Raw genomic sequence first — 11,889 nt, 5'->3', positions numbered from 1 at the left:
CGTCGAGGAACCCCGAGGGGATGTCACGCGCGGTATGCAGCACCCGGTGGACGCGGTCCCGGTGGCGAAGGTATGTCACCGCCGAACCGCGTGGCGTGCGGAACTCAGCAGCAGACCGGGCTCGATGAGCAGGTTGATCGCGATATGAGCGGCGACGGCGGGCAATACGATCCTCCCGGAGGCGAGGTATACCAGCGCCATCAGCACGCCGAGCCCGAACGTCGACAGCAGGATCGGCAGCACCGCCTTCCAGCTGCGCCCGAACACCACCCAGATCGTGTGCGTCGCCGCGAAGAGCAGCGCGGAGACGATGATCTGCAGCACCGTTCCCAGGCCCACCGCCGCGAACCACGACATGAGGAGATGCCGGAAGAACATCTCCTCGATCAGGCCGGAGCCGAGCGCCAGCGGGACGGCGAGAGCCCGGAACCAGGACACCTCGAGAGCCACCGGACGGATCTCCGGGACGGCCCATAGCGTGTATCCCGCATAGCAGGCTGCTGCGAGAGCGGCGACGATCCACCCGGAGGCGGGGATGTCGGTGCCCAGACCGAGTTCCGCGGCGAAAGCGGCGGCATCCGGACCGGCCCAGAGGAGCAGCCCGAGCGCGAATACGACGATCACGCCCGCAGCCAGGCGCGCCGTGCGGCGGCGGGCAGCAGCCTCAGCCGTCGTCGAGGTCGTCGCCATCACGCCGTCCACTGTAGGTGGCCGCATCTCTGAGTGGCTGCTGCGGCGGCTCGGCCGCCCATCTCAGGCCCGGCGCGCCGTGAGCTCCCGTGTCAGCCAGATGGCCAGCTCGTTCTCGTCGGCCGCGAGCCCGTTGGGGAGCCACATGACGGGCTGTGACTCCTCCTCGGTTCGTGCGAGATCGAGCTCGACGCCCGCTGAGTCTCCGCTCTGGCGGCGGCGCTCCTGCTCGGTGACGGCGAGGATGACGAAGGAGCTCGCGCCCGAGCGCATCACGGAGACGTCGGTGATCTGCAACCACGGGATCGGACCGGCCGTGCCGCGCCCCACCGTGATGCCCTCGGCGGTGACGACCGCGGCGGGCCGCCGCGAGAGTGCCCGGCGCACGAGCACCACCACGGAGACGATGGAGACGAGGACCAGCAGCCAGCCGGTGAGGGCGAGCACCAGATCGGCGGCGAGGCCGAGGGCGAGCCCGATCAGGCCGACCACCAGCATCACCAGTGCCAGGAGGACGCTCTTGAGCCGCGACCGGTGGAGCGCGACCTCCTCCCTGCGGGACAGCGCCGCTGCCCATGCCTCGATCTGAGGGGAACTGGTCATGTCTCCGGTGGTCTGCATGCCTCGTCGTACTCCTTCTGTGTGCCAGGGCCCCGGACAGGGCCGACGACCAGGCTAGTGCGCGGTGGCTGCGCTCCCACCAGACGATCCACAACCACCGTGTACTAGAACTAGTACGTGGGTGTACGGTGATCTCATGGCCGACGTGACCCGGACCGAGCTGAATCAGCAGACCGCACGTGTCCTCGCCCGCGTCGAAGCCGGCGAGCAGATCACCGTGACCGATCGCGGCCGGCCGATCGCGCAGCTGACCCCAGTGCCCTCGAATCGCCGGGCGCGCCGACTCGCCACCGGAGCGCTGCGCCCCGCCACGGAGCGAGGCATTCCGGAGATCCGCACCCCGCTGCACGGTTGGAGCACCGAACAGATGCTCGAGGACATGCGCGGAGACCGGGCGTGATCTACCTCGACACCTCCGCGGCGTACAAGCTGCTCAGCCGGGAGCCCGAGGTCAGCGAGGTCGAGGCGCTGTTCGCCGATGGAGCCGAGCTGCTGTCCTCACGGTTGCTAGAGGTCGAGCTGCAGGCGACCGTGAACCGCCGAGGGGGATCGCTGGAGGACGTCGCGGCGATCCTGCGCCGCGTCGAGCTCGACGCGGTCGACGATGAGATCATCGACCACGCCCTGTCCCTGCAGGCGGGACTGTGCGCACTGGACGCGCTGCACCTGTCGACCGCGCTGCTGTACGGGACGGACGTCTCCGCGATCGCCACCTACGACCGCGAGCTCGCCCTCGCGGCGCAGCGCCACGGCCTCGCGATCCATCGCTGACCCCGGGCCGACCGCGGTCGTGACAGCTGCCGGAATGTCCCCGCGAGCGCCACGGTCCTGGGTGTGGAGACTCCTCATCGCGCCCGACCGGGCGGTGCGGGTGCGCGCCCCCGGCGCCTTGATCCCGAGGCCCACACCCCCTCCCAGCATCCTCCCGACCGAACAGTGTTCAATAATGCACCAGCACCGTGGCTCCCGCCCGGTGGCGGACTCGGCGAAGGAGCTGGATCATGAGTGATGTCCTGGCAGTGATAGGTGTCGGCGGAATGGGCGAGGCGATCGCCCGGCGGTCCGGAACGGGCAGGCAGCTGCTGCTTGCGGACTTCGACGAGACCACCCTGGAGCGCGTGGCCGAGACCCTCCGCGGCGAGGGCTTCGCAGTGACCACCCGGAAGGTCGACGTCACCTCCCGCGAGTCGGTCGCCGCGCTCGCCGCCGCGGCTGCCGAGCTCGGCCCGGTCACCGGCGTGGTGCACACCGCCGGGCTCTCCCCGATGCAGGCGCCGACCGCCGCGATCCTGCGGGTGGATCTGTACGGCGTGGCCGTCAGCCTGGAGGAGTTCGCGAAGGTGGTCGCCCCCGGCGGGTCCGGGATCGTCATCGCCTCGATGGCCGGCACCTTCACTGTGGGCCGCTTCCCCGCGGAGATGGAGCAGGCCCTGCTGGGCACCCCTACGGAGGAGCTGCTGTCCCTGCCGTTCCTGCAGGAGGGGGCCGTGGCGAACCCCGGCGTCGCCTACAGCATCTCCAAGCGCGCGAACCAGCTGCGGGTGCATGCGGCCGCGACCACCTGGGGTGAGCGCGGAGCGCGGGTGAACACCATCAGCCCCGGCGTGATCTCCACTCCGATGGGCCAGGAGGAGCTGGCGGGGGAGAGCGGCGAGGGCATGCGCGCCATGATCGCCGGCTCCGGCAGCGGGCGCGTGGGCACCCCCGCCGACATCGCCGCCGCGGCCGCCTTCCTGCTGGGCCCGGACTCCACCTTCGTCACCGGCACCGATCTGCTGGTCGACGGCGGCGTGGTGGCCGGGGTGCGCAGCGGCAGGATCACTCTTCCCCAGTCCTGACCCCAGTCCTGCGGGGCAGGGGCTGCGGGCCCCCTCGCTCACGCTCCGGCGGCCGACGCGGTGGTGCCGCGCCGACGCCGGAGCGGGAGTGCTCAGTCCCCGAAGCGCGCCACCAGTCGTCCGGTGACCTGGTTGTTCCTCAGCCTCTCGAGGCCCTCGCCGATGCCCGAGAAGGGGATCTCCTCGAAGCGCGGGGTGATCTCGCCGCGGACCATCAGGTCATAGACCTCCTCGATGTCCTCGACCGTGCCGCCGAGGGAGCCCTCGAGGGTCTTGCCCAGGATGGAGTTGGTGGCAATCGTGAAGGTCGGCCTGCCGAGGCCCACCTGCACCACCTTTCCGCCGCGCCTGACCGCGTTCAGCGCCGTCTGCGTGGTCTCGAAACCGGCGTAGTCGACGATCAGGTCGAAGTCGCCCGCCGCCATCGCCTGGCCGGTGGGCACCCACTCCTGCGCGTCCGCGACGCAGGCGGTGACACCGGCCTCGAGAGCGAGCGGCCAGACCTCCTCCTTCGTCTCGGCGACGTGGACCTCGGCGCCCGCCAGCACGGCAGCGCGGGCACCGATCTGGCCCAGACCCCCGTACCCGATCACGCCGACCTTCATGCCGGCGCTTGCCCGGCCCACCTTGATCATGGCGTGATAGCTGGTCATCCCCGCGTCGGTGCCGAGAGCGGCGAGGGAGAGGTCCAGGCCCTCCGGGACCCGCGCCAGATCCCGGTGGTCGGCGGCGAGCTGATCGGCGAAGCCGCCAGGGGTGAACATGCCCGTCGGCAGCTGGACGCCGGAGCTGCACACGCCCACCACGTCGCCCACGGCGAAGTCAGTGACCTCCGCACCGAGCGCGGTGATCACGCCCGCGTTCTCGTGACCCTGCGTCATCGGCAGGAAGGGCATCACGCCGTCGCCCACCTCCATGTACATGATGTCCGAGTGGCACAGCCCGGCCGCGCGCACGTCGATGATCACCTGCGTGGGCCCCGGGGTCGGCTCCGGCACCTCGTTGAGCTGGATGGGGGTGCGGTCGCCCATGTACTGCCAAGCCTTCATGGCGTTCCCTTCGATGGTGGGTCCCGGCGGTGAGAGGTCGGGAGCGTGACGGCATCCTCGCCGTGCACGAATAGTCTAACAGTGTTCGGAAATGTGTTCACGGATCTGCGATGACGGATAATGGCCCCATGAACGGACGAGGGCCGGGGCGGCCGCGCGGGACCAGCCATGCCGAGATCCGCGACATCGCACTCGAGCTCTTCCTCGAGCAGGGCTACGCGGCGACATCGCTGGTGAGCATCGCGCGCGAGGCCGGGGTCAGCCGCACCACCCTGTTCGCCTACTTCCGCACCAAGCGCGACATCATCTGGGCGGACCACGACCTGCGCGCGGCGGACATCGACCACGCCCTGGACTCCGGGCCCACCCATCCGGTGGTGGAACTGATCCAGCGCGGCCTGCTGGTCAACGCGCACTACGGGGTCGAGGAGCATGCGGCGCTCGCCGCCCGGATGCGGCTGACCGAGCGGGAGGACGAGCTGCGCGCCTACGCCACCTTGATCGCCCAGGACACCTCCGAGCGCGTCCTCCGGGGGGTGATCCGGCGGGTGCCCGAGGCTGATCCGGCCATGATCGGACTGGTCAGCGCCGCCTTGTCCGCCGCTGCCTCGCGCTGCCTCCGGGAGTGGGCGAGTCAGGAACGGCCCACGGTCCCTCTCGAGGAGCACGTCGCGCAGGGCGTCGGCCCGCTCGTGGAGGCCCTGCGACCGCTGCTGCCGTGAGCGCGGTGACCCGGTGGCCGTGTCCCCGCTCCGCCAGTGAGCAGGAGTGCAGGTGCCGCCCTGAAGGGACCCGATGCCGTCTTCGCGGTCACGATGCACCCCCGTCCTGATCGTGCTGGCGGTGTACCTGGGCTCCCAGATCGACAGCGTGTATTTCCCGCTCCTCGGCACCGCAGGCATGGGGTGCGGCGGCATGGCTCTCGCCGTGCGGAGGCACGAGATCGTCACGATGCTGCAGTCCGAGCTGGTGATCCACGAGGAGGGGATCGTGGCGCATCGCGCCTCCGGCGACCTGGAGGTGATCCCGTGGGAGGAGGCGGCGGCGCTGCAGCCGCCCAAGCGCCCCGGACGGTCCTCGGCGTTCTTCGTGCTCCTCCGGAACCGCAGGCAGGTGCAGATCGCGCGGCTCTCCCTCTCCCCGAGGCAGGATCACGTGGGCAGGTGGCTCCCGCATCCGGACGCTGTGCCGCTCCTCGAGCACTACCTGGAATGGTGCCGACGGACCGGTCGCCTCCGAAGATCGAGCCGGTGAACGCCCGCGGATTCTGAGCGGTGCCAGCTCCGCCACAGAGCTGGACATTTCGCAGGGTCAGCTGCCGCGCGAGGTGGTCGAACATCGCGGAGCAGGCCTGCTGACAAGAAGCCTCAGTCCGGCCGGTGCATATCGAACTTCTGGGCCAGGTCGATCCCGAAGTACGCGCTGGGCCCGCCGGCCCGCAGCACCGGCTCCGCCGCGGCGGTGTCATAGATCCCTTCGACCAGCAACGACTCCTCGATATGGACGCCCACGACCTCGCCGACCACGAACCAGGAGCCGGAGGCCTCCCCGGAGGCTGCCTGCAGATCGATGATCTGGGTGACGCGGCATTCGAAGTTCACCGGAGACGCCGCCACCCGTGGCGCGGCGATCTCGCTCGATGCGGCGGCCTCCAGCCCCGCGGCGTCGAACTCGTCGATCCCGGCGGTCGTCGCGGAGGCGTTCATCTGCTCGGCCAGGGTGCGCGTGACCAGGTTCCAGGTGAACTCGCCGGTGGCCTGGCAGTTGGCGACCGTGTCCTTCCAGGCGTTGCTGGAGAACCCGACGAGCGGCGGGAGGTAGTTCAGCGCAGTGAAGAACGAGTACGGCGCGAGATTGCGGCGACCCTCGGCATCCAGCGTGCCGATCCAGCCGATCGGACGCGGCCCGACGATCGCATTGAACGGGTCGTGGGGCAGGCGGTGCCCCTCGGAGGGCCGATAGAAGTGGGTCATCGGCTCATTGTGTCTCAGGACCGCACCCTGGCCAGGTGTGACGTCATCGCGACTGTGATGCTCTTCATCAGCGGCATCGTTGCAGGCCACGGCCGGATCTGTGCTGCTCCCAGGCAACTGTGAGGACCGCCGTGGCGAACGTTGACACTGCCGAGCAGGATGAGACCCATGGCTTCCCCCGTGCGTCACTCCGCTCGTTCTTCCGCTGCTGGGCCCGACGCGCAGGATCCTCCCTCGCAGAGCCCGGGCGGTGAACCGGATCTGCAGATCAAGAAGCTCTCCCCGATGGGTCTGATCGCCAGTGGAGCGGCCGCGGCCACCGCGACGGTCGTCGGCGGCCAGCTGGGCATCGCGGGCACCGTCATCGGCGCCGCGCTCACCTCGGTGGTCTCCGCCACGGCACTCGCCTTCTACACCGACTCGGTCACCAGGAGCACGCGAAAGCTCAAGGAAGTCGCCGCCCGGGGTCGCGAGCGCCCCCATTCCGCGCCGAAGAACGGTGTTCACTCCTCCCGCACGGGCGCTCGACGCGACCGCCCCGACGATGCGGAGAGCGCTCCCGGCGCGCTCGCCGGCATGGACGAGGCACCCTCCGATGCCTCCACCACCAGGCGCCGGATCGTGAAGATCGCCCTGCTGGCCGCCGTGATCGCACTGATCGGCATCGGCGCGATCTTCGGCATCCAGAGGATCACCGGCACCGAGCTGTCCCCGGGCACGGGACAGATCCAGCGGTCGGTCACCGGTTCCGACGCGGTCTCACCGCGAGGGGACTCCTCCTCGACGGACGACGGTCATGAACAGCAGGACGACTCTGAACAGGACATCTCCGAGCAGGGCGACGATCAGGCCCCGGCCACCGAGGTGCCGGAGGACTCCGGCCAAGGCTCCGGCGGGGAGCAGGACGACGGGACCACGACGGACCAGGGCGGCACCTCGGGCGGCCTGGACGAGGCTCCGATCGACCCGCCGACCTCACCCTCGGGGCAGGGCGACGGTGCGGGCTCGAGCGGTGGGGACAGTGGGAGCGGAGGCGCCGGCTCCGGCGAGTGAGTGCGCACGTCGGCCGGCGGCCGCACGAGCATCTCAGTGCACGTCAGCCTGCGAAGGACTGTGCAGGGAGGCCGCGAGCACCAGAAACCATGAGATCGATCCAACCACTGGGCTTGAGGGTGCTGAGCGAGAGCGATCGGCAGTACGGAACAGGTAACGTCGGTACCAACAATGGTGGCGCCCTCTCCTGCGGAGCCCGCCGCCTCCTGCACTCCTCGGCGACCCCGAGATCCTGGCCCTTCCTACCGACCCTCCCCAAGGAGAGCTCATGAGCGTTCCCCGCCTGCTCGACCACATCGTCATCGCCGGCCCCGACCTGGCCGAGATCGTGGACTGGTTCCACGAACTCACCGGCATCACCGCCGCCCCCGGCGGCACCCACCCCACCGGCACCGCCAACGCGCTCGTGGCCCTCACCGTCAACGGCGAGCCGCGCCCGCACTACATCGAGCTGATCGGCCCCGATCCCGAGCGGGAGGGCGAGGAGCTGCCGAAGACCTTCAGCATCAACCGCCTGAAGAAGCCCACCCTGATCACCTACGCCGTGCATCCCGAGGGCATCGACCAGGTCGTCGAGCGCGCCCGCGCCGCGGGCTTCGACCCCGGCGACGTGGAGGAGCTCTCCCGCACCACCGCCGACGGCACCGAGCTCCAGTGGCGGCTCACCCAGGCCGCAGCCCCGCGCAACTACGGTGTGCCGTTCCTGATCGACTGGGGCACCACCGACCACCCGGGCCTCAGCGGCCTTCCCTCGATCGAGCTGGTCTCCTTCGAGCGCATCGAGGTCAACCCCGGCCCGCAGCAGAAGTCCACCGACGCCCTCGGCCTCGGAGACGGTGTCGCCGAGATCCGTGAGGCGCAGGGCTCCCGGTTCGTGCTCCAGCTGCGCACCGAGGACGGCCGCGACATCACGATCTGAGGCAAGGTCGAGCGCTCCACCCGTCCACGCCGCTGTGGGAAGCTCGGTACTGTCCGACCTCCCGCTGCGCCCGCGCAGCGGCGCCCCGTCGGCCGCCGATCCCACGCACTCAGGAGCCCGATGCCCCGCCCGGAGCCGTACGACCCGACCTCCGCGCTGGTGCTCTCCCTCCTGCTCGGCTTTCTCGGCATCGACCGGTTCTACATCGGGCACCCGATCCGCGGCCTGCTGAAGCTCCTCACGCTCGGCGGGCTGGGGATCTGGTGGCTGGTGGACATCGTGCTGCGTGCAGTCGACGTGCGACGCGCCGGCCGCGCAGCCCGGACCGCACCCGCGCAACCGGCCTCCGTGCCGAGCGCCGGCACGGCAGAGGGGGAGCGGGTGCCGCTGGCGCCTGCCGGGACGGGCGTCGAGCCGCCGGCCCGCACTTCGATGATGACGGAGGTGGTCGGTGAGCATCTTCGGTCCGGCGCCTTTGCGCACCTGCTGGACGGCGTGCCGCAGAACGGCTCCTACTCCAAGGTCGAGCGCATCGCCGCGCTCAGCCTCGAGCCGCACGATCCCCACGATCCGGGCCTCGCGGTCTCGGTGTGGATCGAGGGGCGGCACGTCGGCTTCCTCGCCCGCCAGAACGCGAGCCGTTACGCGCCGCTGCTGGCCGGCATGGCCGAGCGCGGCCACCACCTGACCCTCCACGCCACGATCGCCGGCCGCTACGACCGGCGCCAGGAACGCTGGACGGTCGATGTCAGCCTCGAGCTGCCCGAGCCCGAGCAGATCCTGCCCGAGATCCCGCTGCCCGAGTAGGAACGTCAGCCCGTCACGCCACCCGCGCCGGGATCTCCGCCGCCGCTCTTCGTGTATCGCAGCAGCAGCTCGTCGCCGCCGCGCAGCACGCCGGCCAGTTCCATCGCCGTGGGCGCCGACTGCGGCGCCTGCGTGATGCGCATGGCAGAGCCCGCCTCGAGGGTCGGGGCGAGGGTGAGGCAGAGCTCGTCCACGACGCCTGCCTCGAGGAATGCCCCGAACAGGGTGGGCCCGCCCTCGGAATGGATCCGCCGGTGGCCCCGCGCCTCGAGCTGCGCGCGGACCACGGCCGGATCCACCACCGTCTCGCCCACATCGACGATCTCCGCCACCTCGGACAGGGCCGCCCGCCGTTCCGCCGGCGCCTCGGAGACGGTGAAGATCAATGGCGTGACCGGGGCGTCGGTGAAGATCGGTGAGGCCGAATCGAGATCCAGACGCCGGGTCACCAGCGCGAAGACGGGCTGTGGCGCGAGGCCCTGCTCCACCCGCCAGCGCTCCGCCTCCTCGGGCAGCCGCATCCCGCCGTAGCCCTCCGCGCGCGCCGTGCCGGCCCCGAGCAGGACCACATCCGCCCACCGGCGCAGCAGCTCGAAGACGCGATGATCGGCCTCGTCGCCGAGCCCGCCGGAGAGCCCGTCGCGGGTGACCGCCCCGTCGAGGCTGGAGATGAAGTTCATCCGCAGCCAGGGGCCGGCGGGCGGCGCGTAGAGCTCGAGCAGCTGCTCGTCGGTCAGGTCCGCGCCGGGGGTGGGCCAGAGCGACTGGATCGAGGTCATGGGCGACTCCTGGGGGGCGGGTGAAGCTCAGGATGGATGCTGCGGGGGCTGCGGGGGCTGCGGGGGCTGCGAGGGGTGCGGGGGAGCGGCGTGGTGCTGGCGCAGCGCGCGCAGATCCACCCGGTTCCCGCGGAAGGGAACATGCTCCTTCGCGAGCAGGGCCGGGGCGGTCCCGCCGTGGCAGGTCGCGGGAGTCCCGTCAGCGCGGAGGATCCGCCACCAGGGGATGGACTCGGAGATGAGGCCGACGATCCGGCCCACCTGGCGCGGGTGCAGGCCGGTCGCGAAGGCGATCTCCCCGTAGGTCATCACGCTGCCCGACGGGATCGTGAGGGCGACCGCGCGGACGGCAGCGGCGGGATCCTCCACGGCACCGTCCCTTCCTCGACCTTCTCCGAACCTGCGGAGCGCGCCAGCCCGGTCGTGACCGACGCAGGCTCCTGACCGACGCAGGCTCCTGACCGCACTGTATGCGCTCAGGCCCCCGTCATCGCTGTGATCTCCGAGCCAGCGCCACCGCCTGGAAGCAGGTCTATCGTGAGCAGGGAAGGACCCGATGTGCCCCGCGAAGATGCACCCTGCGAAGGAGAGTCGACATGACCGATCCGCTCTATCCCCAGGCCACCCCTGCCGTCAGCGCGCGCCGCAAGGAGCTGGCCCCGAAGATCGACAGCGCCTTCGCGGAGTTCAGCAAGGCCGTCTTCGAGGACGGCGCCCTGCCCGGAAAGACCAAGCAGCTGATCGCCGTGGCCGTCGCCCACGTGACCCAGTGCCCGTACTGCATCAAGGGGCACACCAAGCTCGCCTCCCGGGCAGGTGCCACGGACGAGGAGATCATGGAGTCGATCTGGGTGGCCGCAGAGATGCGGGCCGGTGGCGCCTACGCCCACTCCACCCTCGCGCTCGACGTCCTCAAGGGCCACGAGCACCACGCCTGACCTCCGCGCGGAGCGTCTTTCCACGGGGTAGAGCATCCCCGCTCAGCCCAGCGCGTCCTCAGCCGGCGATCTCCTCGAGCTGGCGCAGCCACTGCGCCTTCTTCTCGGCGCTCGCCCAGCTGATCTCGAGCGAGTTGCGTGCCAGCAGCACCACCTCGGCGCGGGTGAGCTGCTGCGCCTCGGCGAGCACCGCGATGTTCTCGCTCACGTAGCCACCGAAGTACGCGGGATCGTCGGAAGCGATCGAGACCTTCAGCCCCTCACGCAGCAGGGCCGCGATCTCCGCACCCTTCATCTGGTCGGTCACGAAGGAGTTCGAGACGGGGCAGCAGGTGAAACCGATGCCGCGCTGCTTCGCCTCGGCGACCAGCGCCGGGTCCTCGAGGATGTTGGTGCCATGGTCGATGCGCTCCACCCCGATCGTGTGCAGCACGGTCGCGATGTTCTGGATCGACTGCTCCTGGTCGATGTCGCAGTGCATCGTCAGCCGGTAGCCGGCGTCCTTCGCGGCGGCGAACACCGCCGCGAACTTCTCCGGCGGGTTGCCGCGCTCATCGGAGTCCAGGCCCACGCCCACGATCCGGTCGCGGTAGGGGAGCGACGCGGCGAGGGTCTCCTCGGCGGAGTCGGCGCTGTGATCCCGCAGGAAGCACATGATCAGCGCGGCATCGATGCCGAGCGACGGAGCCTCCTGCACCGCGGACCACAGCCCGTCGATCACGGTCGCGAAGGAGATGCCGCGGCTGGTGTGCGCCTGGGGATCGAAGAAGATCTCCGCACGCACCACCCCGTCGGCCGCCGCGCGGCGCAGGTAGGCGAGGGCCAGGTCGCGGAAGTCCTGCTCGGTGACCAGCACCTCCATCGCCGGATAGTAGACGGCCAGGAAGCTCGTGAGATCGGTGAAGGAGTAGGTGTCCCGCACCTGCTCGACCGTGCTCTGACCGATATCCACGCCGTTGCGCTGAGCCAGCTCGAGCTTCAGCTCCGGCTCGAGCGTCCCCTCGATGTGCAGGTGCAGCTCGGCCTTCGGCAGGGAATCGATGAACGCGCGATCGATGCTGGTCATGGGGGGTGAGATCTCCTCGGTGGGGTGGGTGCTGATCACTGGCAGGGTACGCGCAGGGACCTGCGAGTTCGGTCGGCGGGCGAGCGATGGTGACCGTAATCCATATGTCACGCTATGAACGTCCCATAGTGCAACTTAGGGACTCGTGGTCTACTG

The 11,889-nt window shown here is 70.3% G+C and carries 16 protein-coding genes; 9 read left to right on the top strand and 7 right to left on the bottom strand.

Annotated features, from left to right (window positions below; all coding sequences use genetic code 11):
• Positions 1-75: 75 nt before the first annotated feature.
• Positions 76-690 (bottom strand): CPBP family intramembrane glutamic endopeptidase, encoded by a 615-nt coding sequence (locus tag ACT3SQ_RS14315; protein ID WP_441443821.1) that lies wholly within the window; start codon positions 688-690, stop codon positions 76-78.
• Positions 691-753: 63 nt separating this feature from the next.
• Positions 754-1,311 carry an STM3941 family protein gene (locus ACT3SQ_RS14310; protein ID WP_444601252.1) on the bottom strand — a complete coding sequence of 186 codons (558 nt, stop codon included), beginning with the start codon at positions 1,309-1,311 and terminating at the stop codon, positions 754-756.
• 136 nt (positions 1,312-1,447) lie between these two features.
• On the opposite strand from ACT3SQ_RS14310, the gene ACT3SQ_RS14305 reads away from it, so the two are divergent.
• From ACT3SQ_RS14305 to ACT3SQ_RS14295, 3 genes are all read left to right on the top strand, one after another.
• A complete protein-coding gene (locus ACT3SQ_RS14305; RefSeq protein WP_441443759.1) occupies positions 1,448-1,711 on the top strand; it encodes a type II toxin-antitoxin system Phd/YefM family antitoxin in 264 nt (87 codons plus the stop codon).
• Positions 1,708-2,082, top strand: a complete 375-nt coding sequence (locus ACT3SQ_RS14300) for a type II toxin-antitoxin system VapC family toxin (protein ID WP_444601251.1) — start codon at positions 1,708-1,710, stop codon at positions 2,080-2,082. The genes ACT3SQ_RS14305 and ACT3SQ_RS14300 overlap by 4 nt, the downstream gene beginning before the upstream one ends.
• A 230-nt stretch (positions 2,083-2,312) precedes the next feature.
• Positions 2,313-3,149 carry an SDR family oxidoreductase gene (locus ACT3SQ_RS14295; protein WP_441443761.1) on the top strand — a complete coding sequence of 279 codons (837 nt, stop codon included), beginning with the start codon at positions 2,313-2,315 and terminating at the stop codon, positions 3,147-3,149.
• 92 nt (positions 3,150-3,241) lie between these two features.
• Here the strand turns inward: ACT3SQ_RS14295 and ACT3SQ_RS14290 are convergent, their stop codons facing one another.
• Entirely contained in the window at positions 3,242-4,198 is a 957-nt protein-coding gene (locus ACT3SQ_RS14290; RefSeq protein WP_444592265.1) for a zinc-binding dehydrogenase, read from the bottom strand.
• A 128-nt stretch (positions 4,199-4,326) separates the two neighbouring features.
• On the opposite strand from ACT3SQ_RS14290, the gene ACT3SQ_RS14285 reads away from it, so the two are divergent.
• Positions 4,327-4,920 (top strand): TetR/AcrR family transcriptional regulator, encoded by a 594-nt coding sequence (locus ACT3SQ_RS14285; protein WP_441443763.1) that lies wholly within the window; start codon positions 4,327-4,329, stop codon positions 4,918-4,920.
• Positions 4,921-4,993: 73 nt separating this feature from the next.
• Entirely contained in the window at positions 4,994-5,452 is a 459-nt protein-coding gene (locus tag ACT3SQ_RS14280; protein ID WP_442332241.1) for a hypothetical protein, read from the top strand.
• Between the two features lie 113 nt (positions 5,453-5,565).
• Here the strand turns inward: ACT3SQ_RS14280 and ACT3SQ_RS14275 are convergent, their stop codons facing one another.
• The gene (locus tag ACT3SQ_RS14275; protein WP_441443765.1) at positions 5,566-6,171 is read right to left on the bottom strand and encodes a flavin reductase family protein; all 606 of its coding nucleotides are present in this window, start codon (positions 6,169-6,171) and stop codon (positions 5,566-5,568) included.
• 168 nt (positions 6,172-6,339) lie between these two features.
• Here ACT3SQ_RS14275 and ACT3SQ_RS14270 point away from each other — a divergent pair, with 168 nt between their 5' ends.
• The 3 genes from ACT3SQ_RS14270 (at position 6,340) to ACT3SQ_RS14260 (ending at position 8,950) form a co-directional block, all read left to right on the top strand.
• Positions 6,340-7,224, top strand: a complete 885-nt coding sequence (locus ACT3SQ_RS14270; protein WP_441443766.1) for a hypothetical protein — start codon at positions 6,340-6,342, stop codon at positions 7,222-7,224.
• Positions 7,225-7,492: 268 nt separating this feature from the next.
• Positions 7,493-8,143, top strand: coding sequence for a VOC family protein (locus ACT3SQ_RS14265; RefSeq protein ID WP_441443767.1), 651 nt, complete (start codon positions 7,493-7,495; stop codon positions 8,141-8,143).
• A gap of 120 nt (positions 8,144-8,263) precedes the next feature.
• Positions 8,264-8,950: an NINE protein gene (locus tag ACT3SQ_RS14260; protein WP_441443768.1), complete on the top strand. Its 687-nt coding sequence runs from the start codon at positions 8,264-8,266 to the stop codon at positions 8,948-8,950.
• Positions 8,951-8,955: 5 nt separating this feature from the next.
• Here the strand turns inward: ACT3SQ_RS14260 and ACT3SQ_RS14255 are convergent, their stop codons facing one another.
• Positions 8,956-9,729 carry a pyrimidine reductase family protein gene (locus tag ACT3SQ_RS14255; protein WP_442332236.1) on the bottom strand — a complete coding sequence of 258 codons (774 nt, stop codon included), beginning with the start codon at positions 9,727-9,729 and terminating at the stop codon, positions 8,956-8,958.
• A gap of 27 nt (positions 9,730-9,756) precedes the next feature.
• Complete coding sequence (locus ACT3SQ_RS14250) at positions 9,757-10,098, bottom strand: MGMT family protein (protein ID WP_444601250.1); 342 nt, start codon at positions 10,096-10,098, stop codon at positions 9,757-9,759.
• Between the two features lie 227 nt (positions 10,099-10,325).
• Between ACT3SQ_RS14250 and ACT3SQ_RS14245 the strand changes: the two genes are divergently transcribed.
• Positions 10,326-10,667 (top strand): carboxymuconolactone decarboxylase family protein, encoded by a 342-nt coding sequence (locus ACT3SQ_RS14245; protein WP_441443771.1) that lies wholly within the window; start codon positions 10,326-10,328, stop codon positions 10,665-10,667.
• Between the two features lie 58 nt (positions 10,668-10,725).
• On the opposite strand, the gene add is transcribed toward ACT3SQ_RS14245, so the two are convergent.
• The gene (add, locus tag ACT3SQ_RS14240) at positions 10,726-11,733 is read right to left on the bottom strand and encodes an adenosine deaminase (protein WP_441443772.1); all 1,008 of its coding nucleotides are present in this window, start codon (positions 11,731-11,733) and stop codon (positions 10,726-10,728) included.
• Positions 11,734-11,889: the final 156 nt, after the last annotated feature.

Source organism: Brachybacterium sp. AOP42-C2-15 (genome assembly GCF_052377065.1).
Taxonomy (GTDB): domain Bacteria; phylum Actinomycetota; class Actinomycetes; order Actinomycetales; family Dermabacteraceae; genus Brachybacterium.
Note: the sequence above shows the minus strand (reverse complement) of the source record. Positions and strands in the feature narration are given on the sequence as shown.

What these genes read in the sequence shown, in the direction of transcription:
- ACT3SQ_RS14315 (WP_441443821.1), bottom strand. Translation starts at nt 690, where the DNA reads ATGGCGACGACCTCGACGACGGCTGAGGCTGCTGCCCGCCGCCGCACG.
- ACT3SQ_RS14310 (WP_444601252.1), bottom strand. Translation starts at nt 1,311, where the DNA reads ATGCAGACCACCGGAGACATGACCAGTTCCCCTCAGATCGAGGCATGG.
- ACT3SQ_RS14305 (WP_441443759.1), top strand. Translation starts at nt 1,448, where the DNA reads ATGGCCGACGTGACCCGGACCGAGCTGAATCAGCAGACCGCACGTGTC.
- ACT3SQ_RS14295 (WP_441443761.1), top strand. Translation starts at nt 2,313, where the DNA reads ATGAGTGATGTCCTGGCAGTGATAGGTGTCGGCGGAATGGGCGAGGCG.
- ACT3SQ_RS14290 (WP_444592265.1), bottom strand. Translation starts at nt 4,198, where the DNA reads ATGAAGGCTTGGCAGTACATGGGCGACCGCACCCCCATCCAGCTCAAC.
- ACT3SQ_RS14285 (WP_441443763.1), top strand. Translation starts at nt 4,327, where the DNA reads ATGAACGGACGAGGGCCGGGGCGGCCGCGCGGGACCAGCCATGCCGAG.
- ACT3SQ_RS14280 (WP_442332241.1), top strand. Translation starts at nt 4,994, where the DNA reads ATGCCGTCTTCGCGGTCACGATGCACCCCCGTCCTGATCGTGCTGGCG.
- ACT3SQ_RS14275 (WP_441443765.1), bottom strand. Translation starts at nt 6,171, where the DNA reads ATGACCCACTTCTATCGGCCCTCCGAGGGGCACCGCCTGCCCCACGAC.
- ACT3SQ_RS14270 (WP_441443766.1), top strand. Translation starts at nt 6,340, where the DNA reads ATGGCTTCCCCCGTGCGTCACTCCGCTCGTTCTTCCGCTGCTGGGCCC.
- ACT3SQ_RS14265 (WP_441443767.1), top strand. Translation starts at nt 7,493, where the DNA reads ATGAGCGTTCCCCGCCTGCTCGACCACATCGTCATCGCCGGCCCCGAC.
- ACT3SQ_RS14260 (WP_441443768.1), top strand. Translation starts at nt 8,264, where the DNA reads ATGCCCCGCCCGGAGCCGTACGACCCGACCTCCGCGCTGGTGCTCTCC.
- ACT3SQ_RS14255 (WP_442332236.1), bottom strand. Translation starts at nt 9,729, where the DNA reads ATGACCTCGATCCAGTCGCTCTGGCCCACCCCCGGCGCGGACCTGACC.
- ACT3SQ_RS14245 (WP_441443771.1), top strand. Translation starts at nt 10,326, where the DNA reads ATGACCGATCCGCTCTATCCCCAGGCCACCCCTGCCGTCAGCGCGCGC.
- add (WP_441443772.1), bottom strand. Translation starts at nt 11,733, where the DNA reads ATGACCAGCATCGATCGCGCGTTCATCGATTCCCTGCCGAAGGCCGAG.